The 25,440-nt window shown below is 47.3% G+C and carries 16 protein-coding genes and 1 pseudogene; 10 read left to right on the forward strand and 7 right to left on the reverse strand.

Going from position 1 to position 25,440, the window contains the following annotated elements; genetic code table 11:
- Positions 1–242 precede the first annotated feature (242 nt).
- Complete coding sequence (gene rho / locus RDP42_RS10390; protein ID WP_308763624.1) at positions 243–2,249, reverse strand: transcription termination factor Rho; 2,007 nt, start codon at positions 2,247–2,249, stop codon at positions 243–245.
- A 302-nt stretch (positions 2,250–2,551) separates the two neighbouring features.
- Here rho and RDP42_RS10395 point away from each other — a divergent pair, with 302 nt between their 5' ends.
- The 6 genes from RDP42_RS10395 (at position 2,552) to abc-f (ending at position 8,120) form a co-directional block, all read left to right on the forward strand.
- Positions 2,552–2,929 carry a RidA family protein gene (locus tag RDP42_RS10395; protein WP_072542674.1) on the forward strand — a complete coding sequence of 126 codons (378 nt, stop codon included), beginning with the start codon at positions 2,552–2,554 and terminating at the stop codon, positions 2,927–2,929.
- A 79-nt stretch (positions 2,930–3,008) separates the two neighbouring features.
- Positions 3,009–4,217 (forward strand): hypothetical protein, encoded by a 1,209-nt coding sequence (locus RDP42_RS10400; RefSeq protein WP_374046977.1) that lies wholly within the window; start codon positions 3,009–3,011, stop codon positions 4,215–4,217.
- Positions 4,218–4,222: 5 nt separating this feature from the next.
- Positions 4,223–4,948, forward strand: coding sequence for an MBL fold metallo-hydrolase (locus RDP42_RS10405; RefSeq protein ID WP_374046976.1), 726 nt, complete (start codon positions 4,223–4,225; stop codon positions 4,946–4,948).
- A gap of 30 nt (positions 4,949–4,978) precedes the next feature.
- Positions 4,979–5,356, forward strand: a complete 378-nt coding sequence (locus tag RDP42_RS10410; protein ID WP_299171538.1) for a VOC family protein — start codon at positions 4,979–4,981, stop codon at positions 5,354–5,356.
- A gap of 39 nt (positions 5,357–5,395) precedes the next feature.
- A complete protein-coding gene (locus tag RDP42_RS10415) occupies positions 5,396–6,220 on the forward strand; it encodes a DUF3805 domain-containing protein (RefSeq protein ID WP_308763625.1) in 825 nt (274 codons plus the stop codon).
- Positions 6,221–6,254: 34 nt separating this feature from the next.
- On the forward strand, positions 6,255–8,120 hold the full coding sequence (gene abc-f / locus RDP42_RS10420; RefSeq protein ID WP_308763626.1) for a ribosomal protection-like ABC-F family protein: 1,866 nt from the start codon (positions 6,255–6,257) through the stop codon (positions 8,118–8,120).
- A 294-nt stretch (positions 8,121–8,414) separates the two neighbouring features.
- Here the strand turns inward: abc-f and RDP42_RS10425 are convergent, their stop codons facing one another.
- The 6 genes from RDP42_RS10425 to RDP42_RS10450 form a co-directional block, all read right to left on the reverse strand.
- Positions 8,415–10,121, reverse strand: coding sequence for a hypothetical protein (locus RDP42_RS10425; protein WP_308763627.1), 1,707 nt, complete (start codon positions 10,119–10,121; stop codon positions 8,415–8,417).
- 105 nt (positions 10,122–10,226) lie between these two features.
- On the reverse strand, positions 10,227–12,305 hold the full coding sequence (locus RDP42_RS10430; RefSeq protein ID WP_308763628.1) for a BACON domain-containing protein: 2,079 nt from the start codon (positions 12,303–12,305) through the stop codon (positions 10,227–10,229).
- A gap of 325 nt (positions 12,306–12,630) precedes the next feature.
- The gene (locus RDP42_RS10435) at positions 12,631–13,908 is read right to left on the reverse strand and encodes a DEAD/DEAH box helicase (RefSeq protein WP_308763629.1); all 1,278 of its coding nucleotides are present in this window, start codon (positions 13,906–13,908) and stop codon (positions 12,631–12,633) included.
- A gap of 21 nt (positions 13,909–13,929) precedes the next feature.
- Positions 13,930–15,162, reverse strand: coding sequence for a phosphoserine phosphatase SerB (serB, locus tag RDP42_RS10440; protein ID WP_308763630.1), 1,233 nt, complete (start codon positions 15,160–15,162; stop codon positions 13,930–13,932).
- A 125-nt stretch (positions 15,163–15,287) separates the two neighbouring features.
- Positions 15,288–17,339 (reverse strand): molecular chaperone HtpG, encoded by a 2,052-nt coding sequence (htpG, locus tag RDP42_RS10445; RefSeq protein WP_308763631.1) that lies wholly within the window; start codon positions 17,337–17,339, stop codon positions 15,288–15,290.
- Positions 17,340–17,462: 123 nt separating this feature from the next.
- The gene (locus RDP42_RS10450) at positions 17,463–20,012 is read right to left on the reverse strand and encodes an ATP-dependent Clp protease ATP-binding subunit (RefSeq protein ID WP_308763632.1); all 2,550 of its coding nucleotides are present in this window, start codon (positions 20,010–20,012) and stop codon (positions 17,463–17,465) included.
- A 245-nt stretch (positions 20,013–20,257) separates the two neighbouring features.
- Here RDP42_RS10450 and gyrA point away from each other — a divergent pair, with 245 nt between their 5' ends.
- The 4 genes and pseudogenes from gyrA to RDP42_RS10470 all read left to right on the forward strand — a co-directional run.
- On the forward strand, positions 20,258–22,822 hold the full coding sequence (gene gyrA / locus RDP42_RS10455) for a DNA gyrase subunit A (protein WP_308763633.1): 2,565 nt from the start codon (positions 20,258–20,260) through the stop codon (positions 22,820–22,822).
- Between the two features lie 32 nt (positions 22,823–22,854).
- Positions 22,855–24,072: a tetratricopeptide repeat protein gene (locus RDP42_RS10460; protein WP_308763634.1), complete on the forward strand. Its 1,218-nt coding sequence runs from the start codon at positions 22,855–22,857 to the stop codon at positions 24,070–24,072.
- 170 nt (positions 24,073–24,242) lie between these two features.
- Complete coding sequence (locus RDP42_RS10465) at positions 24,243–25,070, forward strand: AraC family transcriptional regulator (protein ID WP_308763637.1); 828 nt, start codon at positions 24,243–24,245, stop codon at positions 25,068–25,070.
- A 92-nt stretch (positions 25,071–25,162) separates the two neighbouring features.
- A pseudogene (locus RDP42_RS10470) lies at positions 25,163–25,440 on the forward strand (alpha/beta hydrolase); the annotation flags it as partial.

Genomic DNA, 25,440 nt, shown 5'->3' on the forward strand with positions numbered 1-25,440 from the left:
TTTACTGACGGAATCGGAAGAGGTCATCTGGCTTCTTCAGAAGTGTCATGTCCTGATGGATAGAATTATGTAAGAATACATGGAAAATTGACAATAAAAAATGGCATATGAAGATGATAGACCATAATCATTTCATATGCCATCTTATTTTGGGGACATTTACTGAATATCCCGAAGAAAAGAAAAACTCCCTTGTGCGCATAAGTGGCACAGGGGAGTTTCCTTCTTTTTATAGCTGATTATCAAGAATTCATGCTCATCAGGAATTCGTCGTTGTCCTTGGTCTTTTCCAGACGGTCTTTTACGAAGTCCATGGCTTCTATCGGGTTCATGTCTGCCAGGTACTTGCGGAGAATCCACATGCGGTCGAGTGTAGTCTTGTCCAGCAACAGGTCGTCGCGGCGAGTACTTGATGCCACGATGTTGACAGCCGGGAAGATACGTTTGTTGCTCAGGTTGCGGTCGAGCTGCAGTTCCATGTTACCTGTTCCCTTGAATTCTTCGAAGATTACTTCATCCATCTTGGAGCCGGTATCAATTAGGGCGGTGGCTACAATGGTCAATGAACCGCCTCCTTCAATGTTACGGGCAGCACCGAAGAAACGTTTAGGTTTGTGTAGTGCGTTGGCATCCACACCTCCTGACAACACTTTGCCCGATGCCGGGGAAACGGTGTTGTAGGCACGTGCCAAACGGGTGATAGAGTCGAGGAAGATGACCACATCGTGTCCGCATTCTACCATGCGTTTCGCTTTTTCCAATACAATGCCTGCAATTTTTACGTGGCGTTCAGCCGGTTCATCAAAAGTAGAAGCAATCACTTCGGCTTTTACGCTGCGGGCCATGTCGGTCACTTCTTCCGGACGCTCGTCGATGAGCAGCATGATCATGTACACTTCCGGATGGTTGGCGGCAATGGCATTGGCAATGTCTTTCATCAAAATGGTCTTACCGGTCTTGGGCTGTGCCACAATCAGTGCACGCTGTCCCTTACCGATTGGAGCAAACAAATCTACCACACGGGCTGAAAGGTTGTCGTTATATCCTTTGCACAATTTGAATTTCTCGTCAGGGAAAAGAGGAGTAAGATGATCAAATGGAATGCGGTCGCGCACCAAAGCCGGGTCGAGTCCGTTGATTTTAGATACTTTGACCAGCGGGAAATATTTTTCACCTTCTTTCGGCGGGCGGATAGTACCTTCAACCACGTCGCCGGTTTTCAAGCCGAGCAGTTTGATTTGTGATTGAGAGACGTAAATATCGTCAGGTGAAGAAAGATAGTTGTAATCGGAAGAACGAAGGAAACCATAGCCGTCGGGCATTATCTCCAGAACTCCAGTTCCTTGAAGAATATCATCAAAGTCGTATGCTTTTTCTACGGGCTTTTGTACAGGGACCGTATTAGCCTGGTTGTCTGTAGCGGCTGCGACCGGTTGTCCTGCAGGGCTGTTTGGAGCAGCAGCTTGCGTGTTGTTGTCTTTTCCTTGATTATTATTGTTATTGGGACGGTTGTTCCGGTTGTTCTGGCGAGCCTGGCGCTGTGGAAATTTCTGTTTGGGCTCTTTAGCGGCAGGAGCGGGTGCTTCCACTTTAGTGGCTTCAAATTTGCCGAGCAGTTCTGAAGGTATCTCAAATTTTTCCGATGGCAGGTCTTCTATAGGGATAAAGTCGTTGTTGCTCAAATCCAATGGAGGAAGCTCCATGTCGTCATCGATGGGAAGTGGAGCGGCTGCTGTCGTTTCTTCTTTTTGTTGTTTTTCTGCTTCCTGCGCTTCTTTAGCCAGTGTCGATTTGTTTTTAGAACCCGGTTTCCGTCCGCGTTTTGCTTTGGGCTTTTCTTCTGCGGCTGTAGTTTCTACAGGAATCGTTTCTCCTTCTGCAGGTACTTTTTCTGTAATTGTTGTGTTTTCGGCTGGAGCAGGTATTTCTTTAAATAAAGGTGCCGGAGCCGGGAGAACAGGGGTGTTGGCTTCCAGTTTCTGCGCTTTGTCTTTGGTAGCTGTATACACTTTGTCCCCTTCTTTTTTTATGCTGATGCGTGAACGCTTGCGTGGCTGCCCTTCTTTGCGTTCTTCATTGTTTTGTTGGGCGGCCACTTTCTTGGTGGCACCGACAATAGCTTGTTCGTCCAGAATGCGGTATACCAATTCTTCTTTTCGCAGTGAATCGGTTTTTTTCAGACCCAACTCTTTGGCAATCTGCTGCAATTCCGACAAATCTTTGTCGTTTAATTGAATGATATTGTACATAAAATAGGTTAAATGATATAATTAATATTGGCCGTGTGAAACATGACAAACCATCAAGAGGTCTCTTTCCTCTTTCACACGTATTTGAATTTCGAAAGATTTTGATTGTTGTTTTTGAACCGGGAATAGGATGCGATATACGTTTCCAGATACCCTTTTGCTTCATTGCGAGGACAAAAGTAAGTGTTTTTTGTGATAATCACGAATAAATGGTGACTTTTTTTCATATTTCTCTCTCCCGATTGAAAGAAATGTGCTAATTTAGCCGTTGAAAATACAATTTAAATGATTGATTAACTCTTATGAAAAAAGTAATTTTTACAGAAAAAGCTCCTGCTGCCATTGGCCCATACAGCCAGGCTGTGGAAGTAAATGGTATGGTATTCTTGTCTGGACAGATTCCGGTAGACCCGGCTACAGGCGAGGTAGTGGAAGGTGGAATCAAGGAACAGACCACACGGGTGTTTGAAAACATCAAGAACGTGCTGGCTGAAGCCGGACTGACTACTGCCAATGTCGTGAAGACTACGGTATTCCTGTCTGATATGGCCTTGTTTGGCGACATGAATGCTGTGTATGCCCAGTATTTTGAGGGCGATTTCCCAGCTCGTTCGGCTGTAGCCGTAAAGGCTTTGCCGAAAGGAGTGCTGGTAGAAATAGAAAGTATTGCGGTAAGATAACCGCAGGCCGGAGCAGGCACGGGGGGAAGTTTTTATCCGGGGCTGCTCCGGTATTTTTTTAATGGGTAATTTTGTGATGATGTTACTGAGAAAGTTTAAAATCAGGAAAGAGAATAAATGGAAGCTGGCCACTTTCGTGTTGGCCGTGCTGGTTACCATTGCTACGACTTTGTATATTTTTAGGTATGAACCTTTTTCATCCGGACTGGAAATTACCGACGAATTGGGTGGAAATATCTTCCCCGTTACGATTCTTTCCACCGCCACGACCGATGCCCAGTTGATTGTGCCGGGCGACAGTACCTATTTGGGCAATCCTAAATCGTGTATCGCCATCAAGATACGCAGTCCTCATGCCAATAGCAAACTTCACATTGAATTAGCGGAAACGCCGTTTTTTGCCCATTCTATTTCTGAATTCATTTTGCCGGAGTCGGGGAAGGAATACCTGATTTTCCCGGACGTAATATGGAACTATCAGGCGTTGCTGGAGAACACACAGGCCATGCCGGTGACGGTGTCGGTGCAGGCGAAGCTGAACAACGGGCGAGTATATTCGGCGGTACATACCTATTCCGTGCGCAGCATCAACGAGTGTCTGTTGGGTTATATCGACAGCAACATGAAGTTTCACGACACAGGTGAGTTCTTTGCCGCATATGTGAATGAGGATAACCCGAACATCAGTCAGGTGTTGCGCGAAGCTCTTGATTCGCGTATCGTCAACCGTTTCTGGGGGTATCAGAGCAAGGACACAACGGTGGTCGACAAGCAGGTGTATGCATTGTGGTATGTGTTGCAGAAAAGAGGGTTCAAGTACAGTTCCATCAGCAACAGCAGCCTTTCTTCGAACGTGGTGTTCACCCAGCGGGTGCGGACGTTCGACGATGCCTTGAAATCGGCCCAGATTAACTGTGTGGACGGAAGCGTGCTGTTTGCCTCTTTGCTGAAAGCCGTCAATATCAACCCGATTCTGGTGCGGGTGCCGGGCCACATGTTCGTGGGTTATTACACAGACCGTCTGCATCGGAATATTCATTTTCTGGAAACGTCCATGATTGGTGACGTGAACCTGGACGACTTCTTCCCAGAAGAGAAACTGGATTCTACCATGATGGGAAAGTCGCAGGAGAGTGTGTCGAAGTTCATGTTCGAGAAATCCAAGGAATATGCTACCCGTATTTATAACGAACATAAAGACCTGATTCATTCGGGAAAGGTGAATTACATGTTCTTGGAAATAGACAAGGCCACGAGGGCATACGTACAACCCATAGCAGGAAAATAGACCTCATGAAATTGGTATATCTGTATCATAGCGGCTTTGCCCTGTTGGGCGAAGGCTATACCATCGTATTTGATTATTTTGAAGATTCCCGGTCGGCTGACAAGGGGATTCTGCACGACGAAATCCTTTCACGGGAAGGGCGGCTGTATGTGTTGGCCAGTCATTCCCATTACGACCATTTCAATCGGGAGGTGTTGTCGTGGAATGCACGCCGGCCGGACATTGTCTATGTGTTTTCGCGCGACATTATGCTTTCTGCCGAGGAGGAACAGGAACGGAAAGTAATTCGGATGCGGAAAGGCGATGTGTTTCAGGATGATTGTCTGGAAATCCGTGCCTTTGGCTCGACCGACATCGGCGTCTCGTTCTTAGTGAAGGTAGAGGGAAAAACGGTGTTTCACGCCGGTGACCTGAACAACTGGCACTGGATGGACGAGAGTCCGGAAGCGGAATGGAAGCGTGATGAAGGTTTCTTTCTCCGGGAATTGGAAGACATTGCTGCTTATACCGACCGGATGGATGTGGTGATGTTTCCAGTGGACCCCCGGCTGGGAAAGGAATACATGCGTGGCCCTGTGCAGTTTGTGAAACGGATAAAAACTGCTATCTTTGTACCGATGCATTTCGACGAATCCTACCGAAAGGCAAGGGCTTTCGTCCCGTTGGCTGCACAGGAGGGCACACGTGTGTGGGTACCTGCTCGTAGGGGCCAGCAGACAGACTTGGATTGATATATTGTAGAAAACTAAATAGAAAAAGACATGGAAATAAAAGGAAGATTTGACCATTTCAATATCAACGTGACCAACCTCGAAAAAAGTATCCAGTTTTATGAGAAGGCGCTGGGCCTGCACGAGTCTCACCGCAAGGAAGCGGCCGACGGTTCGTTCATCCTGGTGTACCTCACCGACGGTAGTTCGGATTTCCTGTTGGAACTGACCTGGCTGCGTGACCATACCGAAGCGTATGAGCTGGGTGAGAATGAAAGTCATCTCTGTCTGCGGGTGGCAGGCGACTACGACGAGGCCCGCAAGTTTCACAAGGAAATGGGATGCGTCTGCTTCGAAAATGAGCAGATGGGACTGTATTTCATCAACGACCCGGATGATTATTGGATTGAGATTCTTCCGCTGAAGTAAATCAGTCCGATAGGTATACGAACATAAAACAAACATATCATGAAAAAATATATTTCTCCGGGGGCATGGTTTTCACTGGAGTACCCCGACAACTGGTGTGAATTTGAGGATACGGAAGACAGTTTTCTGTTTTATAATCCGAACAAGTGGAGCGGCAATTTCCGCATTTCGGCCTATCGGGGCGAAGGGCCGGATTATGCTGCGGCGTGCATGGAAGATGAATTGCGCGAGGTGCGCGGAGCCAAGAAAGTAAAGTTGGGAAGTTGGGACTGTGTCTATTCAGCCGAGAGCTTTCAGGAAAACAATGTGTGGTACACTACGCACATTTGGGTGACCGGACGAGGTGAGATTTCGGTGGAATGTTCGTTTACCGTAATCAAAGGAGAGAGCCCGAAAGCTGGAGAGGCAATTGTAGCTTCGTTGAAGGTACGCACTGCCTCCGACAAGCCAGTGAAAGCGACAATTCCGGTGCGGGTGCTGGAAATCAACCAGATAAACGAAGATTACGATTGGGCCGTTTCCACAGTCAAGAAACAGCTGACCAAGGACTTTACGGGCACGGAAGCCGATTTGGCAAATTTGCAGAAGGTGATGGACAGCGGGCGTTTCAACCCCAAGCAGCGTCAGGCATGGGAAGGATTCGGCACGGCTTTCGGTGTGATTTTGGTCAATGAGATGGACGGCATGGAATGGGTGACGGTCATTGATGGGCCGAAAGAATATCCGGCCTTGCAGTTCGGTGGCTCGAAGGTAAGAGTGAATCCGGTGGCCCTGATTTGGGACAAGGTGCGCAACGGACAGCCGTGCAACCTGAAAGCGGAATTCGAACGGATTAAGAACGAGGTGGAAGCGGCCATGGATTGAGCTTTCGGCTTATGTACTTTAGAAGCAATCAATTATGACTCCTTATTTACAAGTAGAAAACCTGACCAAGTCGTTCGGCGACTTGGTCCTTTTTAATGGAATATCTTTTGGCATTGCGGAAGGACAGCGTATCGGACTGATTGCCAAGAACGGTTCGGGCAAGACCACCTTGCTGAACATCCTGGCGGGAAAGGAAGGCTATGACGAAGGAAAAATCACTTTCCGTCGCGACCTGCGCGTGGGTTATTTGGAACAAAGCCCGAAGTATCCGGAAGAGTTGACCGTGCTCGAAGCTTGTTTTTATCATGGCAACTCCACGGTAGAACTGATCAAGGAATACGAGCGGTGCATGGAAACACCCGGCAATCCCGGACTGGATGACCTGTTAGCACGGATGGAGCACGAGAAGGCGTGGGATTACGAACGCCGGGCCAAGCAGATTCTCTCGCAGTTGAAAATCCGTGACTTTTCGCAGAAAATCGGACATTTGTCCGGCGGACAGCTGAAGCGGGTGGCATTGGCCAATGTGCTGATTACGGAACCGGACCTGCTGATTCTGGACGAGCCGACCAACCACCTCGACTTGGATATGACCGAGTGGCTGGAGGAATACCTGAACCGCGGAAGCCTAAGTTTGCTCATGGTGACACACGACCGTTATTTTCTGGACCGGGTATGCTCGGAAATCATAGAGATAGACAACCGCCAGCTGTATTCTTATAAAGGAAATTACAGTTATTACCTGGAAAAACGTCAGGAGCGCATCGAGGCGACCAATGCGGAGATTGCCCGTGCCAACAACCTGTATCGCACGGAGCTGGAATGGATGCGACGGATGCCGCAGGCTCGCGGTCATAAGGCCCGCTATCGGGAAGAAGCGTTCTATGAACTAGAGAAAGTGGCCAAGCAGCGGAGCTATGACTCGAACGTGAAACTGGATGTCAAGGCGTCGTACATCGGTTCGAAGATTTTCGAGGCCGACCATCTCTGCAAGCGTTTCGGCGACCTGGTGATACTGGACGATTTCTCGTACGTCTTTGCCCGTTATGAGAAGATGGGTATCGTGGGTAACAACGGTACCGGCAAGTCGACGTTCATCAAGATTTTGATGGGACTGGAGAAGGCGGACAGCGGGACACTGGACATCGGCGAGACCGTTCGTTTCGGTTATTACTCGCAGGAGGGACTGAAGTTCAACGAGCAGATGAAGGTGATTGACGTGATTACCGACATTGCCGAGGTGATAGAGTTGGGCAATGGCAAGCGGCTCACGGCTTCGCAGTTCCTGCAGCATTTCCTGTTCACTCCCGAAACACAGCACAGCTATGTGTACAAGTTGAGCGGGGGAGAACGCCGCCGTCTCTATCTCTGTACGGTGCTGATGCGGAATCCGAACTTCCTGGTACTCGACGAGCCGACCAACGACTTGGACATCGTGACTTTACAGGTGCTGGAGGAATATTTGCAGAACTTCAAGGGATGCGTCATCGTGGTGAGCCACGACCGTTATTTCATGGACAAGGTGGTCGACCATCTGTTGGTGTTCAAAGGTCAGGGTGACATCCGTGATTTCCCGGGAAATTATTCCGACTACCGCGACTGGAAACTGGCCAAGGCGGAACACGACAAGGAGGCCGCCAAACCGAAGGAGGACAAGACCCAGCGCGTCCGTTTGAACGAAAAACGTCGCCTGACGTTCAAGGAACGGAAAGAGCTGGAACAGTTGGAGAAAGACATTGCTGCCTTGGAGGAAGAAAAGAAGCAGTTGGAAGCCGACTTGTGCAGTGGCACCTTGAGTGTGGACGAGCTGACGGAGAAGTCGAAACGTCTGCCAGCCCTGAACGACGAGCTCGACGAGAAGACCATGCGCTGGCTGGAACTAAGTGAAATTGAAGGCTGAAAAACGCCTTTACGTTTGGACTTAAACGCAAGTACGTTTTGATCCAAACGCAAGGACGTTTTAGGTAAAACGCAAGTACGTTTAAGAGCAAACGCACTTGCGTTTTTTTATTCTTTATATCATTTGCTTGGTTGGAAATTCCATCGTTTGGGGATATCTAAGGGTATAAACCAGCCAACTGATTCGTAAGAATTTGTATATGAATCAGTTGGCTGGTTTTTATTATTTACTGAATATTCTCACTGATGTAAAATACAGGATAGATTCTTGCCCTTTTAAGGAATATGAAAAATATTATTCATTCAGTTCCCCATATACAGGACGAACCGAATAACCGAATGTATAATAATGAGAACCTACATCTATTTGAGAATCCATAATTGAGAATTGTAATCCGAAAATATTGAAATAGTTATGTCCGAAAATATCGTAATATTCTTTACCACTCCAATATCGTCCAAGAGTGCCTCTTTCACGTAAATCATGATATCCATAATTGTATCCAGCTGCAGGTAGGAAGATACTGTTACCATTTACACTGGTGAACCGTATACCTGTTATCCCATTTATTGTACATACTTGTGATATGCAATTATTTGTCAATTCTTGCAATTCAGTTTCTGTCGGCAGACGCCAATTTCCTTTCCATTTAGCTGTGGCAATGTCATATAGAGGGTCCCCTGAAATAGAATTTATAGTTTCAGGATGTTCTCCGAGAGCGTCATAGATTTCGTCTTCTCTATGTAAATCAGTTCCTGTCGCATCTGCCCAGATGTATAAGCCTCCATATTCTTCTTCTGTGGATGCTCCAATATTATGACTTGCCCATTTTACGGAGAGTCCTAAATCTACGGCTTCAGCTATTATTGGCACTTCTTCATAATTAATGACAAATGTGGTATCTCCTTCTATTTCGTTGTAACTGGTGTCTTTTCCTTTCCAGCTTATTGTGTAAATATTCTTACCTGGATATACGTCTAGGGTTTGAGTAAATGCTTTTTCCTTGCCATCTGGATAAGCTGCACCTCCGTAAATGTTATATTCAGCATGCCGGTTATTAGGGTTACTTAGTAAATTAATTTTGACGTAATCTACTAAATAGAAATTTTTAATAATTCCTGCTACGTCTATTGTTGTATAAGTCTTATAGTCGCTGAAACTATGGCCATTGGGATGTGAGGTAATGATGGCCAACGCCTTCGTTGTATTAATTGTTGGAAGTTCTACGATGCTTCCTCTGGGAATGGTCACAGTCGCTTTTTTATACCATAAAAAGTTGTTATCTGCGTCTTGGAGCGAAACTTCCAGCGGATAAGTAGTAGGGGGTAATGGTATGTAAAAAGTTTTAGGACCGGTTAGCTCAGAAGTAAAGTTATAATTTACACTTTGATTTTCAAAATCATTATCTGTTAGTACCGGCTCTTCCACGGTGATATCCTCGATTACGAAATCTCCATATAGGGCGGGGTCGGGCCAACTGGTACTTCCAACCACTAATTTAGCGGCGTTTGCGGGTATATCTTCTATTGTGACTTTTAACAGGCCACATAAGTGTTTGAAATAGAAACTATTTTCTCCGTCGGGTTGTCCCAGCATTGGACCGTTTGTGTGATTCTCCGAATACTCATATTCACTGGGGAGATTGATAGACAGGCTTGTTCCTTCCAGTTTGGCAGTTTCGTTATAGGGATAATAGGCAGCTATCAGTTTGCCTTGTGGAATTTCTCCTGTAAAGTTGGCTATATCACCAGACATATTGCTATATGTGAAAGGTATTGGCGTAGAAGATCCTTCCACAAATACGCCGATTTGATCACCTTCTGTCCATAGCACATGATTGGTTTCATCGATCATTGTACGTGAAGCCACAGAGTTTTCCACTTTTACTTTCAGAACAAAATTTCCTGATGGAGTGTTTGCAGAGTCAAATTTATCCTTTTCAGTGCATGCTGTCAATAGAGCAAGGATACATAGTAAACTTTCATATAATAATCTTTTCATACTTAATCGTTTTATGTCTCGTTGTAAGAGATGTTTTTACTGATGAATTATGATGGGAAAACAGTTCTTCCAAATCTTTTTCCCACAGGCTTTTATTCCTTTAACTTATATAATATCCCAAGTTCCATCTTCTTTGTCGTATGGCTCATTTCCTGTACCAGTTATATTCTTCCCTTTCTGTTTGATTGTGATGGTTTTGCTCAATCCATAATTTTCATTAGAAATTGTGATTTGGTTACTCCGCTCATTTTCTGTGGAATTTGCCGATACTACAAAGGTGTATGTGAAAGTGGTAGAACCATCAGGATTCTTTTCAGAGATGGTATTCTCTAAATTTATCCATTCGGTGTTTTCTATACTAATGTCAAAGTCAGTAATGTTACTTTGGGTTTTTAAAGTAAATTTCTGTGCATCTGCTGTTAGATTTTCAATGGTTGAAATAAGGTTTAAATAAGGACTTCCTGTACCTGTTTGTATTACTCGTATCGTATTAGTAAGTCCATTGGTGGTAGACAGAGTAATCACGGCTTCACGAGTTTCAGGTGTATTGTTGCTATCGACTTCAAAGATAAGTAGGTTAGTCCCGATGTCGGTTGTTCCCGATGCTAATCTTAGCCAGTCTGCATTGACAGAAACATTGAAGGTGACATTAGCTTCCACAGTCAAGTCAATGGAATTGTCTTGAGAGGTAATCTCGTAAAAGTCGCTTGAAATGTTAATGGATGGTTGATTTTGTGGAACCTGTGTAATGATGAGTTCTTCCTTTAAATTGTATTCTTCATTGATAAACAAAATATTGGCTGTGCGTTTTTCAGATGTTTCATTAGGAAGGATTTGGAAACTGTAGGTATTGCCATTGCTTCCGTTGTCAATTATCCAGTTCGCATTTTGGATTTGTACCAGATAATCTACATTGCTTTGAATGGTCACATTAAATGTTTCTCCTTCCCCTTTGGCTGAATAGGTATTGGGTGAAATCTGCAAGATAGGTTCTATATCTTCAGACTGGCCTGCTTGTCTTACTGTGACAGTCTGTCTTATATTGTTTTTTTGGAAGATAATTATTGCTTCACGTGCTATGTCTTCGTTATTAGGAGCAATGTCAAAATACAAATATTTTTTATTAAGTCCTCTGCTACGGTCTTCCACCTGGGTTATCCAATCCTCAGTGATAAGAACATTAAAATCCACATTCGTATATATGGCAAAATCTAATGGACCTCCGCTTGCCCCTATTTCGTAACTGTCTTTTGCTAAAATGAGAGCATCTTGTTGCAATTGAGTAATGCTGACCGTTTGTGTTAAGTTATTCTCACGGTCAATGAACCGAATCTCCGCATAGCGGTTGTCATAGCTATCATTGGGGGCAATAGTAAAATAATGTGTGTATGTGGAAAGGCTACGTGATGCATCTTCTTTCACCCAATCGACGTTAGGCATCTCCAATTCATATTGGGTATTGCTACGTAGTTCTACTTTAATAGTTTCACCGTAACTTCCTACAATGTATTCTGATTGGGTTAAAACTAATGTGGGGTGATTCCCGTCTTGGTAGACAACAATTTCTTCTGAGAGATCATTTCCTCCATGTAGCGTGATTATTCCTTGTCTGGAGGTAGTACTTTCATTAGGATTTACATGAAAATCTAAGGTAGAAGATGTCAGACCTCGACTCTTAGAAAGTGGAGTTATCCATGATTGGGATTCGCTATCTATATCGTAAGTAACAGTCACATTACTTTGGAGTTCTATTGAGAAGCTTTGTTCTTGATCGCTTAATTCCACTTTGTTGGAGGTTAAGATTAAGGCATCTTTTTGTTTTTGAGTGATTGTCAATATCCGTTTGTCTTCACCATAATTGATAGTTATCGATGCATTTCTTTCGTCATAACTTTGGTTTTCTTGAACCTTAATTTGTAAGGTATATGTACCAGCCTCGCCGCTTGAGGGTGAAACGCTTACCCAATCTGATGCTGAATTGTCTACGGTAATTGTCCAGCTTGAAGTGGCAGTTAATGTTAGAGTTTCTGTTCCACCTGTAGTATTAAATGTAGGTAGTTTGTTGTCTGCTTCAATTGTAATAGAAGGAGAGTTTGGAGAGGTGGATGTGTCTTCACCTGCGCATCCTTGCCAAAGCAGTAAGAACATACAGAGGAAAGGTACGATACATAATTGCTTTTTCATAGATGATAATTTTAAGTTATTAATAAAAATATAAGAAAATTATTCCTAGGGTTGAGTGTGAAAACATATAACATATTTTTTGATTATAGTCATGTTTTATTTGAAAAATGAAATTAAATCCCCAGCTCTTGCTATCAAAAATAGTTTTTACTTCTTGTATTTCAAAATGATTTGGTAACTTTTTGATGTTTAAGATTATGAAATTTATGATTAGATAAAAAGCCGTATGATTTATATGTTTTTTAAGGATAAAAAAATACGTATATCTGTCGGCTATTTGAAAGCCGACAGATATACGTGTGAGAAGATATATGAACGGGCAGGTTTAATTCTTCACCGTTCGTTCACCTTGTTTTTTCGGCTGGTTACCTCCCTTTTTCTTCCATCCGCCTTTTTTGTTGCGGGAGAAATTCTTGACCTGCTTGTGGCCTCCGCCTTTCTTGGAAGTACGGGGAGCGTAAGCCGGACCTTCGCTCAGTTCTTCGGGTACGGGGAGCTTGTAAATATCTTTTCCCAGGAAATTCTCAATCTGTTTGAAGCGGGTCTGTTCCGTTTCGCTCACAAACGTGATGGCACATCCGTCGTTGTTGGCACGCGCCGTACGTCCGATGCGGTGTACATAGTCCTCGCTGTCGTGCGGTACGTCGTAGTTGATGACCAGGCGGATGTCGTCGATGTCGATACCGCGAGCCACGATGTCGGTGGCTACCAGGATGTCAATGCGGCGGTTGCGGAACTCGTGCATGATTTCTTCCCGTTGGCTCTGTTCCAAGTCGGAGTGCATTTCGCCCACGTTCAGCTTCATCCGTTTCAGGGCCTTGGTCACTTCCTTCACTTTCAGTTTGGAAGAAGCAAAGATAATCACCCGTTCCGGCTCCTGTGACTGGAAGAGTGACTGGATGATGTCCAGCTTTTGTGCCTCGTAGCAGATGTAGGCAGCCTGGATAATCTTGTCTGCCGGTTTCGATACCGCCAGTTTCACTTCCACCGGGTCGTGAAGGATGGTTTTGGCCAGTTGCTGGATTTTGGCCGGCATGGTGGCCGAGAACATGATGGTCTGCCGTTCCTTGGGCAGGTATTTCACAATCTGCATGATGTCTTCTGCAAATCCCATGTCGAGCATGCGGTCGGCTTCGTCGAGGATGAAGAATGATACCTTCGACAAATCCACGTATCCCAGACTCAGGTGACTGATGAGTCGGCCGGGAGTGGCGATGACCACATCGGCCCCCAGGGTCAGTCCCTTCTTTTCCTGTTCAAAACGGATGCCGTCGTTTCCGCCGTACACCGCCACGCTTGAAACGGGCATGAAATACGAGAAACCCTCCATCTGCTGGTCAATCTGCATGGCCAGCTCGCGGGTAGGCGACATGATGATACAGTTGATGGCATCTTCCGGATAGCCTCCCTTGCTCAACTGGTTCAACACCGGGAGCAGATAGGCGGCTGTCTTTCCCGTACCTGTCTGGGCCACGCCAATCAGGTCTTTTCCTTCCAGGATGACCGGAATGGTGTGCTCCTGCACGGGCGTACATTCCTGGAAATTCATGGCGTCCAATGCATCGAGGACGCTATCTTCTAAGTTCAGTTCTGAAAACTTCATATCTTGGTTTTATACTTTTCATTATAATTTTCCCCGTTCATCGAGGTAAGAATCTTTGAATCCCAGGAAGTAGAGCACTCCGTCGATACCGATGGTGTTGATGGACTGCTGGGCGTTAGCCACTACTTTCGGTTTGGCATGGAAGGCGATTCCCAATCCGGCGATGGAAAGCATCGGAAGGTCGTTGGCTCCATCACCCACGGCGATGGTCTGTGCGATGTCCACTTTCTCCACCTGTGCCAGCAATTGCAGGAGTTCGGCTTTCCGCTTGCCGTCGACGATATCGCCCAGATAACGTCCGGTCAGTTTTCCGTCCACAATTTCCAGCTGGTTGGCATAGACGTAGTCGATGCCGAACTTGTCTTTCAGGTAATTGCCGAAGTAGGTGAATCCTCCCGAGAGGATGGCTATCTTGTAACCGTAGCGTTTTAGCACGAACATCAGGCGTTCCACCCCTTCGGTAATGGGGAGATGTTCGGCAATGTCGCGCATCACGCTTTCATCCAATCCTTTGAGCAGAGCCACCCGTTCCTTGAAGCTTTCGCAGAAATCGATTTCTCCCCGCATGGCCCTTTCCGTGATGGCTTTCACCTGGTCGCCCACACCGGCACGCATGGCCAGTTCGTCGATGACTTCCGTTTCAATCAGGGTAGAATCCATATCGAAGCAAATAAGTCGGCGCATGCGGCGATACATGGTGTCTTGCTGGAACGAAAAATCCATGCCCAGCGAGGCGCTTAACTTCATCAACTCGCGTTGCAGGGCCTCGCGGTCTTTCGGAGTGCCTCTGACCGAGAATTCGATACAGGCCCGCACATTGGCCTTTTTCTCGTCGAGAGGGATACGTCCCGTCAGACGGCGGATACCGTCGATGTTCAGTTCCTGGTCTGCCAAGATGCGGGTAGCACCGGCTATCTGTTCGGCGGTCAGCTTCCGTCCAAGCAGGGTCAGAATGTAGCGGTTTTTTCCTTGCAGACCTACCCATGTTTCATATTCCTCTGCACTGATGGGGTAGAAACGGATGTTGATACCTAAGTCTGATGCCTTGAAAAGCAGCTCCTTCATGATATTTCCCGAATCTTTTTCAGCGCTTTTAAAGAGGATACCCAGTGACAAGGTACTGTGAATATCGGCCTGTCCGATGTCCATAATATCTACCTGATAGTTCGATAAGATTGCGGTTATTGATGCGGTTAGCCCCGGCCTGTCCACTCCGCTGATACGGATTAATATCAATTCAGTTTTGTTTTCCATGGTTGTTTGTTTGCGTGATATCTTTGCAAATGTACAAATTATCTTCTATCCGAGGCTATAAAAGGTACAAAAAAAGCCATCCCTGCGGGCTTGCAGGAATGGCTTTCCTTATTTTAAAGGGTTAATTAAATCATTTCTACGCTTCGTTTCACGAAGTTGGTCAAGGCTTCCCCTTTCAACATGTTGTTCTGTAACAGGGCCAGGTCGATGAGCTGGTGAACCACTTTGTTGTCGGCGGCATAGCCGTTGAGGATGTTTTCCTTTTCAGCTTTCTGGGCATCGATTTTCTTTTCTACATCCTTCAGCTCGTCTTTCTCCGTGGTCGGAATTTCTTCGTCCTTCTTGCCTTCCTGTGCCTTGAGCAATTCGTTGCGACGCAAAGTCAGCATGGCAAGTTCAGATTCTACCGGTACCAGTTTCTCGGCACAAGCGCTTTCTGCTTCGCTCAATACCTGTTTGATCAGACGGTGGTCGGTATTCAGTACCAGGTTGAACATATCCGGCATCTCGCCATAGAAACTCATACCCGGTTGGATGCTGGCCATATCCTTCATACGGCGCATGTATTCGGCCTGTGTGATGACAATCGGAGCCGCGCTTTCGCCTAAGGCGTGTGCCTCTACGTGGAACTCGGTCTTCTTCACCTTCGGCATCTGGCCTTTGAACAAAGAACTGAGCACTTCCTGCTTGTCTTGCGGAAGTTCTTCGCCCTTCTGTTCTTCCTTCACAATCAGGCGGTCGATGATGTCACTATCCACACGGGTGAAGTGACTCTTCTCGAATTTCTGTTCCAGCATGTTGATCATCGGTACATCCAGCTGGCCGTCGAGCAACAACACGTTGTAACCCTTGTTCTTAGCGGCGTCAATATAAGTGTATTGTTCGTCGGCGTTGTTGGCATACAGATAAATCAGATTGCCGTCCTTGTCGGTCTGGCTATCCTTAATCAGGGTCTGATATTCCTCGAACGTATAGTATTTGTTGTCTGTATCTTTGAACAGGGCAAACTTGGAAGCCTTTTCGTAGAAGTCTTCTTGCGTCAGCATACCGTAGTTGATGAAAATCTTCAGGTCATCCCATTTCTCTTCAAACTCTTTCCGGTCGTTCTTGAAGATAGATTGCAGACGGTCGGCCACCTTCTTGGTGATGTAAGTCGAAATCTTCTTCACGTTCGAATCGCTCTGTAAGTAAGAACGAGAAACGTTCAACGGAATATCCGGTGAGTCGATGACACCGTGAAGCAAAGTCAGGAAGTCCGGAACGATACCTTCTACGGAGTCAGTTACATAGACCTGGTTGCAATACAACTGGATTTTGTTACGTTGCAAGTCGATGTTGCTCTTGATTTTCGGGAAGTAGAGCACACCCGTCAGGTTGAACGGATAGTCTACGTTCAAGTGAATCCAGAACAACGGTTCGTCGGACATCGGATACAAGTCACGGTAGAATTTCTTGTAGTCCTCTTCTTTCAATTCCGACGGTTTCTTGGTCCAGATAGGACAAGTATCGTTGATGATGTTGTCTTCTTCCGTTTCTACCTGCTTGCCGTCTTTCCATTCTTTCTTCTTGCCGAAAGCTACTGGTACCGGAAGGAAGTGGCAATACTTCGTCAGTAAGCCGTGCAGGCGAGAATCTTCCAGGAATTCCTTGCAATCATCGTCCACATACAGGATAATGTCTGTACCCCGGTCGTTGCGTTCCGTTTCTTCGAGGGTGAACTCCGGACTACCATCGCAACTCCATTTCATGGCCTTGGCATCGTCCTTATAAGAACGGGTGATGATTTCCACCTTCTTGGCGACCATGAAGGCAGAATAGAATCCCAGACCGAAGTGACCGATGATGGCGTTGGCATCGTCTTTGTATTTCTCCAGGAAGTCGTTGGCACCGGAGAAGGCAATCTGGTTGATGTATTTGTCGATTTCCTCGGCCGTCATACCCAGACCACGATCGCTGATGGTGATGGTACCTTTGTCCTTGTCGGCTTTGACGCGGACGGTCAAATCGCCCAGTTCTCCTTTGAACTCACCGGTAGCCGCCAATGTTTTCAATTTCTGAGTGGCATCTACGGCATTTGAAACCAGCTCGCGGAGGAATATTTCATGATCACTGTACAAAAACTTCTTGATGATGGGGAAGATGTTCTCTGTTGTAACCCCGATATTACCTTTTTGCATATCTCTTTATTTTTTATGATTGTCGAATAAAAATTTTTCTCCGGTCTTTTCACAAAAAAAATGCCAGATACGTTCGTACCTGACATTTTGTCTGTATTCCGAAATTCTGACAGAGAATCCCGTTTATTCCTTTGTGACTTTTTCTACTTTCATCTCCAGTCCGTCGCCCTGTGCATTGAGCGATACGTGCAAAGTGTCGCCCGGTTCCGGTTCTTCGTTGAGGATGAGTTCCGCCAAACCGTCTTCCAGGTGATTCTGGATGGCACGCTTCAAAGGACGGGCACCGAATTGTACATCGTAACCCTTTTCGGCCACGAAGCGTTTGGCATCCGGGTCGATCAGGAGTCGATAGCCACAACCTTCGATGCGGTCGTAGAGTCCCTTCAGTTCAATGTCGATGATTTTCTCCAAAGAGTCGATGTCCAGTTGATCGAACATTACAATTTCATCCAGACGGTTGATGAATTCCGGCGCGAACGACTTGTTCAAGGCCTTGTGAATCACGCTATTGGCGTGTTCCTTCTCGTTCTCACTGGTTTGTGCCGTGAAACCGATGCCTTTGCCGAATTCCTTCAACTGGCGGGTACCGATGTTGGACGTCAAGATGATGACCGTGTTCTTGAAGTCGACGGTGCGTCCCAAGCTATCCGTCAAGCGGCCTTCGTCCATCACTTGAAGGAGCATGTTGAACACGTCGGGATGTGCCTTTTCAATCTCATCCAGCAAGACGATGGAGTAGGGACGACGGCGTACTTTTTCCGTCAGCTGACCACCTTCTTCGTAGCCCACGTAGCCCGGAGGAGCTCCTACCAGACGAGACACGGTGAATTTCTCCATGTACTCGCTCATATCGATACGGATGATGGCATCGGTAGAACCAAACATGTTCTTGGCCAGTTCCTTGGCCAGGTGTGTCTTACCCACGCCCGTCGGTCCCAAGAAGAGGAACGTACCAATCGGTTTGTTCGGGTCTTTCAGGCCCACACGGCTCCGCTGGATGCTTCTCACCAAGGTATCGACCGCCTTGTCCTGTCCGATGACCTTGGACAAGAGGGCTTGTTTCATACCTTTCAACCGAACCCCTTCCGACTGGGCCATGCGTTGTACGGGCACACCGGAAATCATGGATACCACATCCTCAATCTGAGGCGCGTCCACCGTTTCGCGGTTGTCTTTCAACTTCTCTTGCCATTCCGTTTTCAGGCGTTCCAATTGTTCGTTGTACTGGTTTTCCCTGTCGCGGAAGCTGGCCGCCAGTTCAAAGTTCTGAAGGCGGATGGCCTCGTTCTTATGTTGCTGGGCTTCTTCAATCAACCGTTCCTGCTCTTCGATTTCCTTAGGTACGGAAATGTGGGTCAGGTGGATGCGGGATCCTGCTTCGTCCAGTGCATCAATAGCCTTGTCCGGGAAATAACGGTCGGTCACATAGCGGTCGGTCAAGCGAACGCAAGCCTCCAGTGCCTCGTCGGTATAGACTACGTTGTGGTGCTCTTCGTATTTGTCCTTGATGTTCCGGAGAATTTGGAGTGTCTCTTCGGGAGTGGTCGGTTCCACCAGTACTTTCTGGAAACGGCGTTCCAAGGCTCCGTCCTTTTCGATGTTCTTCCGGTACTCGTCGAGTGTGGTAGCTCCGATGCATTGTATTTCTCCACGGGCCAGTGCCGGTTTCAGCATGTTGGCCGCATCCATGGAACCTGCCGCCGATCCGGCTCCCACGATGGTGTGAATCTCGTCGATAAACAAGATGACGTCCGGATTCTTCTTGACTTCTGTCAGAATGGCACGCATACGTTCTTCAAACTCTCCACGGAATTTCGTGCCGGCCACTACCGCGGTCATGTCGAGTGAAACGATTCGCTTGTCGAACAAGGCGCGTGACACCTTTTTCTCGAGGATACGCAAAGCCAGTCCTTCCGCAATGGCCGATTTCCCCACTCCCGGTTCGCCGATCAGAATCGGGTTGTTCTTCTTCCGACGGCTCAGAATCTGGGCGATTCGTTCGATTTCCTTTTCCCGTCCTACCACCGGATCCAGTTTTCCGGTTCTGGCCGCTTGCGTCAGGTCGATACCGAATTTGTTCAAGTTGGGTGTATCCCCTTCCGGATGCTTTGGAGGGGCGGCCTGTGCGGTCTGACGATTGTTTTGGGCACTTGTTCCGCCGTCGTTCCGGTCCGGAGTGTTCCGGCGTCCAATGCCCTCGTCTTCCTCGTCGTCATTGAAATCCAGTCCGTCGAGAATCATGTCTTCCGGTTGCAGGCGTTCGGCGATTTTGGCGTAAGTCACATCGTTTTCTTCCAATACTTTGGATGCGTTATTTTGGTTGTCTCTCATAATTGCCAGTAAAATATGGGGTGTATCCACCTTCTTCTCATTCATCAGTTTGGCTTCCAGCAGGCTCAGTGTCAGAATTTTTGACGCTTCCGGGCTGAAAGAAATGTCCTGAGAATAATTTCCGGGGATGGACTTTTCACGTAGTTGTGTCTCCAGTTCGTTCTTGATGGCCTTCAAGTCCAGATAGAACGACTTTAGAATCTCTGCCGCTTTACACTCACCGTCGCGTATGATGCCCAGTAGCAGATGTTCTGGCTCGATATGGCTGTTCTGGAGGCGGTTGGCCTCTTCCTTGCCATATACGACAATATCAGACACTTGTTGTGTAAATTCGTTGCTCATCAAATTCATATATGTCTCCTCAAAATTAGGTCAAAACAGATTGCAAATATACATTATAATAAAGATTTCAAGTGAAGTCTTTTTCTCTATTTAACAAAATGTGTGCCACATGAGTCGTATCCCCTCCCCAAAGATGCGTCGTGCGTATTTTTTAGGGGAAAAGTTTTTGTATATCGGCTAAAAGTCGTACTTTAGCATGGTTTTTCACAAGCCTTGAAAAGGAAGTATAATTAATAATGTGTTAAATGCAAGAACAAGACAGAATTATAAAAATCAACATCGAAGAGGAAATGAAGTTGTCGTACATTGATTACTCCATGTCAGTAATCGTGGCACGCGCCCTCCCTGATGTAAGAGACGGATTCAAGCCGGTTCACCGCCGTATCCTGTACGGAATGATGGAACTGGGAAATACCTCCGACAAACCGTATAAAAAAGCCGCGAGAATCGTGGGTGAAGTGTTGGGTAAATACCATCCCCATGGTGACTCGTCTGTATATGGAGCCCTCGTCAGAATGGCGCAAGACTGGGCCATGCGTTATCCGCTGGTCGACGGCCAGGGTAACTTCGGTTCTATCGACGGGGATAGTGCCGCCGCCATGCGATATACAGAGGCTCGTCTGAAGAAGATTGGCGAGGAGATGATGCAGGACCTCTACAAGGAGACCGTAGACTTTACCAATAACTTCGATGATACGTTGCAGGAACCGACCGTCATGCCGACCCGTATCCCGAACCTGCTGGTGAACGGAGCATCCGGTATTGCCGTAGGTATGGCTACCAACATGCCGACCCACAACCTGCGGGAGGTGATTGACGCTTGTGTGGCTTACATTGACAACAACGACATAGATGTGGACGGCCTGATGCAATACATCAAGGCGCCCGACTTCCCGACGGGAGGATATATATATGGTATAAGCGGGGTGCGCGACGCCTACGAAACCGGACGGGGACGTATCGTCATGCGGGCGAAGGCTGAAATCGAAACGCATCCTACACACGACAAGATTGTGGTGACGGAGATACCGTACGGTGTAAACAAGGCCGAACTCATCAAGAGCATCGCCGACTTGTCGAACGAAAAGAAAATCGACGGCATTTCGAACGTGAACGACGAAACCGACCGCGAAGGTATGCGTATCGTCATCGACGTGAAGCGGGATGCCAATGCGAGCGTGGTGCTCAACAAGCTCTATAAGATGACCATGCTTCAGACTTCATTCGGAGTGAACAACGTGGCTTTGGTTCACGGCCGCCCGCGTTTGTTGAACCTGAAGGACCTGATCAAATATTTCGTGGAACACCGTCACGAGGTGGTGATTCGCCGTACACGTTACGACCTGCGCAAGGCCAAGGAACGTGCCCACATCCTGGAAGGTCTGATTATCGCTTCCGACAACATCGACGAGGTGATCCGCATCATCCGTGCGGCCAAGACTCCGAACGAGGCGATTACCAACTTGATGGCCCGCTTCAACCTAAGCGAGGTACAAGCCCGCGCCATTGTGGAAATGCGTCTGCGCCAGCTCACTGGTCTGATGCAAGACCAGCTCCATGCTGAATACGAGGATTTGATGAAGCAGATTGCTTACTTCGAGGAAATCCTGAGCAACGACGAACTTTGCAAGAAGGTCATCAAGGACGAACTGATTGAAGTGAAAGAAAAATATGGTGACGACCGCCGTTCGGAAATCGTGTATGCTTCGGAAGAATTCAATCCGGAAGACTTCTATGCCGATGATGAAATGGTCATCACCATCTCCCACATGGGATACATCAAGCGTACGCCGCTTTCTGAATTCCATGCACAGAACCGTGGCGGGGTAGGCTCAAAGGGCAGCGAAACCCGCAATGAAGACTTTATCGAACATATTTATCCGGCTACGATGCACAATACCCTTCTGTTCTTCACTCAGAAAGGCAAGTGCTACTGGCTGAAGGTATACGAGATTCCGGAAGGCAACAAGACCTCCAAGGGGCGTGCCATCCAGAACCTGTTGAACATTGATGCCGACGATGTGGTGACGGCTTACCTGCGCGTGAAGAACCTGAATGACACAGCCTTCATCAATAGCCACTACGTGCTCTTCTGTACGAAGAACGGCGTCATCAAGAAGACCTTGCTGGAACAGTACTCACGTCCGCGCCAGAACGGTGTGAACGCCATCACCATCCGGGAGGACGACCGCGTGATTGAAGTGCGCATGACCAACGGCAACAACGAAATCGTGATTGCCAACCGAAACGGCCGTGCCATCCGCTTCCACGAAAGTGCCGTTCGCGAAATGGGACGTACGGCTACGGGTGTACGCGGCATCACGCTCGATGAGGATGGAACTGATGAAGTAATCGGAATGATTTGCATCAAAGATCCGGAAACGGAAACCATCATGGTGGTATCTGAAAACGGATACGGCAAGCGCTCCGACATTGAGGACTACCGCAAGACCAACCGTGGCGGAAAGGGTGTGAAGACCCTGAACATCACCGAAAAGACCGGACACCTGGTAGCCATCAAGTCGGTAACCGACGAAAATGACCTGATGATTATCAACAAGTCGGGCATTACCATCCGTTTGAAGGTGGCCGATGTGCGTATCATGGGACGTGCCACACAAGGCGTGCGCCTGATTGATTTGGAAAAACGGAACGACCAGATTGGTTCTGTGTGCAAGGTAGCTTCTGAAACGGAAGAGGAAGAAGCGGAAGGCACGGAAATCATCCAGCCATCGGACATCCAGCCGGCTGATGGGGAAACCATCCAGCCTGCGGAGGAAGAAGGTGACGAGAATTCCGACAAAAACTAACTTGAATATTTGTATTACTAAATTCAAACCTTATGAAAAAAGTTTTATTTACAGCAGCTTTGTTCTTCACCGTATGCGCTGCTTCCGCTCAGGAAAGCGTGGTGAAGGAAGCGAAATCTGCCAAGAGCGATCCCGCAAAGGCAGCAGAAATCATTGAACCGGCTTTGACCGACCCTTCAACGGCCAATGACCCTGAAACTTGGAAACTGGCTGGTGATTTCCAGAAGTCTATCTACGACGATGAAAACATGAAATTGTATTTGCCGGGTGGCCAGGCTGATACGGCTAAATTGTACAACAGCTTGGCTAAACTGTTTGAATACTACACAAAATGTGACGAAGTAGAACAGGCTAAAGTAAAGAGCGGTGAATTAAAGAAACCGAAACTGAGAAAGAAACTGGCCAAGACTTTGGCTACGGTTCGTCCTCAGCTCACTAACGCAGGTTCTGACGCTTATAACTCAGGTAACTATGCCAATGCCTTGAAATTCTTCGGCTTGTATGTAGATGCTCCGCAGAATCCGATGTTCGAAAGCGAAGAAGCCGTAAAGAACGATACGCTGGTTCCGTTGATTGCCAACTATGCCGCACTTGCCGCAAACACTTTGAAAGACAATGCAGCCGTTATCAAATACGCTACTATCGGTAAGGAACATAAAGAAGAAGGTTACCGTTCATTGATGTGCTTGGCTGAAGCTTACGGAAAGGGTGAAACTCCCGATTCTACCAAATGGCTGGCTACTATCCAGGAAGGTGTAGAAAAATTCCCGGCTCAGGAATACTTCATCGGTAACCTGATGGACTACTACATCCAGAAAGGTAAGATTGACGAAGGTCTGGCTCAGATGGATGCCGTATTGGCCAAAAATTCTACTCCTTATTTCTTGTATGTAAAGGGTGTGCTTCAGTATGAAAAGAAAGATTACGATGGAGCCATCGCTACTTTCAACCAGATTATCTCAGAAGGAAAAGACTTCGTAGGTGAAGCTTATTCCAAGATTGGCGATTGCTACTTCTTCCCGGCTCAGGAACTTGTAGAAGAAAACTCCAAGATTTCTATGGACGATCCGAAGTATGCTACCAATGAAGGCCAAATCAAAGAAATGTATCTGAAAGCTCAGCCTTTCTATGAAAAAGCCAAAGAAGTGAAGCCGGACAACCGCCAGTTGTGGGGTCAGTACCTGCTGAACATCTACTGGAAGCTGGACAAGGAAAAATACAATGCCCTTGAAAAAGAACTGGGTTACTAATAAATAAAAAAAGTGTGCGGACCGCTCTTTCGGGGGTGGTTCGTTCATTTTCGGAAAACTCCTTTGTGTGGAAACCACGCGCAAAGGAGTTTTTTTTGTATCTTCACCCTATCATATTTTAAACATTATCCGCCATGAATTCAGACACCCAACCGGTTTCATCCGACCCCATGAAAATCATCTTCAACTACCAGAACGTGTTTTTCAGCTTTTTCTATCACGATGCCGATGCCTGCGTACACCGCTCGCGCGAATATGCCATGAACTATGTGCTTTCAGGCGAAATGGTACTCGACGACGGGAGCCGCCAGGTGCACGTGGGAAAAGGAGAGTGCGTGTTCATTCCGCGTGACCACCGGGTGACGATGTACAAGAAGGCCTGCCACGGGGAGCAGTATTGTGGCATTTACCTGTGCTTCACCCGTCCGTTCCTGCGCGAGATGTACGGCAAATATGCCCTTCAGAAAGACCGGCCGGCAAAGATGGAGAAATTCACCCCCGGTGTGATGAAACTACCGCCTTCGGCCGAGATTGAGAGCCTTTTCGCCTCGATGACCCCTTACTTCAATCCCGAGGTGAAGCCGCAGGACGACGTGATGCGCCTGAAGCTGGAAGAAGGATTGCTGGCCTTGCTCCACACGGACCGCCGCTTCATGACCGTGTTGTTCGATTTCAGTACCCCGTGGAAGATGGACATCCTCGACTTCATGAGCCGGAACTATATGTACGAGTTCTCGCTCGAGGAGCTGGCGCACTACACGGGACGCAGCCTGGCCACCTTCAAGCGCGATTTCAAGAAGGTGAGTGACCTGACGCCCGAGAAATGGCTCATCCGCAAACGGCTGGAAGTGGCCTATCGCCTGATAAAGGAGGAACACCGGAAAGTGGTGGAGGTCTATGCTGAAGTGGGCTTCAAGAACCCCTCGCATTTTTCCACGGCCTTCAAGAAACAATACGGCATCCCGCCCACGGCACTGGTGCCGACGCTCCCGGTCTGAGCCTTTCGGAAATGAAATTTGAGCCTCACAGAAATGCCTCTGTGGGGCTTTTGTGTTATTTTTGCCTTCGTAGAATCATAGAAATTTGTAGAATGGATTATAAAATGTGGAAGACGTTGTGCGCGGCATCGGCGGTCTGGTTTCTGGCTACGGGCAGCCTTTCCGCCGCAACGCCGGATGTAAAAACGGAGGTGAAAATGGAAAAACAGAGTTTGAATCTCACACAGGAATGGGACAAGGTGTTCGCCTTGAGCCCGAAGGTGAGCCACCGCAAGGTGACCTTTACGAACCGCTACGGCATCACCCTGGCGGCGGATATGTATGTGCCCAAACAGGTCGAAGGCAAGTTGCCGGCCATCGCCGTGAGCGG

Origin of the sequence: uncultured Bacteroides sp. (assembly GCF_902472605.1) — a bacterium.
Lineage (GTDB): Bacteria > Bacteroidota > Bacteroidia > Bacteroidales > Bacteroidaceae > Phocaeicola.

What these genes read in the sequence shown, in the direction of transcription:
- htpG (WP_308763631.1), bottom strand. Translation starts at nt 17,339, where the DNA reads ATGCAAAAAGGTAATATCGGGGTTACAACAGAGAACATCTTCCCCATC.
- RDP42_RS10460 (WP_308763634.1), top strand. Translation starts at nt 22,855, where the DNA reads ATGAAAAAAGTTTTATTTACAGCAGCTTTGTTCTTCACCGTATGCGCT.
- RDP42_RS10465 (WP_308763637.1), top strand. Translation starts at nt 24,243, where the DNA reads ATGAAAATCATCTTCAACTACCAGAACGTGTTTTTCAGCTTTTTCTAT.
- RDP42_RS10405 (WP_374046976.1), top strand. Translation starts at nt 4,223, where the DNA reads ATGAAATTGGTATATCTGTATCATAGCGGCTTTGCCCTGTTGGGCGAA.
- RDP42_RS10400 (WP_374046977.1), top strand. Translation starts at nt 3,009, where the DNA reads ATGTTACTGAGAAAGTTTAAAATCAGGAAAGAGAATAAATGGAAGCTG.
- gyrA (WP_308763633.1), top strand. Translation starts at nt 20,258, where the DNA reads ATGCAAGAACAAGACAGAATTATAAAAATCAACATCGAAGAGGAAATG.
- RDP42_RS10410 (WP_299171538.1), top strand. Translation starts at nt 4,979, where the DNA reads ATGGAAATAAAAGGAAGATTTGACCATTTCAATATCAACGTGACCAAC.
- RDP42_RS10415 (WP_308763625.1), top strand. Translation starts at nt 5,396, where the DNA reads ATGAAAAAATATATTTCTCCGGGGGCATGGTTTTCACTGGAGTACCCC.
- serB (WP_308763630.1), bottom strand. Translation starts at nt 15,162, where the DNA reads ATGGAAAACAAAACTGAATTGATATTAATCCGTATCAGCGGAGTGGAC.
- abc-f (WP_308763626.1), top strand. Translation starts at nt 6,255, where the DNA reads ATGACTCCTTATTTACAAGTAGAAAACCTGACCAAGTCGTTCGGCGAC.
- RDP42_RS10425 (WP_308763627.1), bottom strand. Translation starts at nt 10,121, where the DNA reads ATGAAAAGATTATTATATGAAAGTTTACTATGTATCCTTGCTCTATTG.
- RDP42_RS10435 (WP_308763629.1), bottom strand. Translation starts at nt 13,908, where the DNA reads ATGAAGTTTTCAGAACTGAACTTAGAAGATAGCGTCCTCGATGCATTG.
- RDP42_RS10450 (WP_308763632.1), bottom strand. Translation starts at nt 20,012, where the DNA reads ATGAGCAACGAATTTACACAACAAGTGTCTGATATTGTCGTATATGGC.
- rho (WP_308763624.1), bottom strand. Translation starts at nt 2,249, where the DNA reads ATGTACAATATCATTCAATTAAACGACAAAGATTTGTCGGAATTGCAG.
- RDP42_RS10395 (WP_072542674.1), top strand. Translation starts at nt 2,552, where the DNA reads ATGAAAAAAGTAATTTTTACAGAAAAAGCTCCTGCTGCCATTGGCCCA.
- RDP42_RS10430 (WP_308763628.1), bottom strand. Translation starts at nt 12,305, where the DNA reads ATGAAAAAGCAATTATGTATCGTACCTTTCCTCTGTATGTTCTTACTG.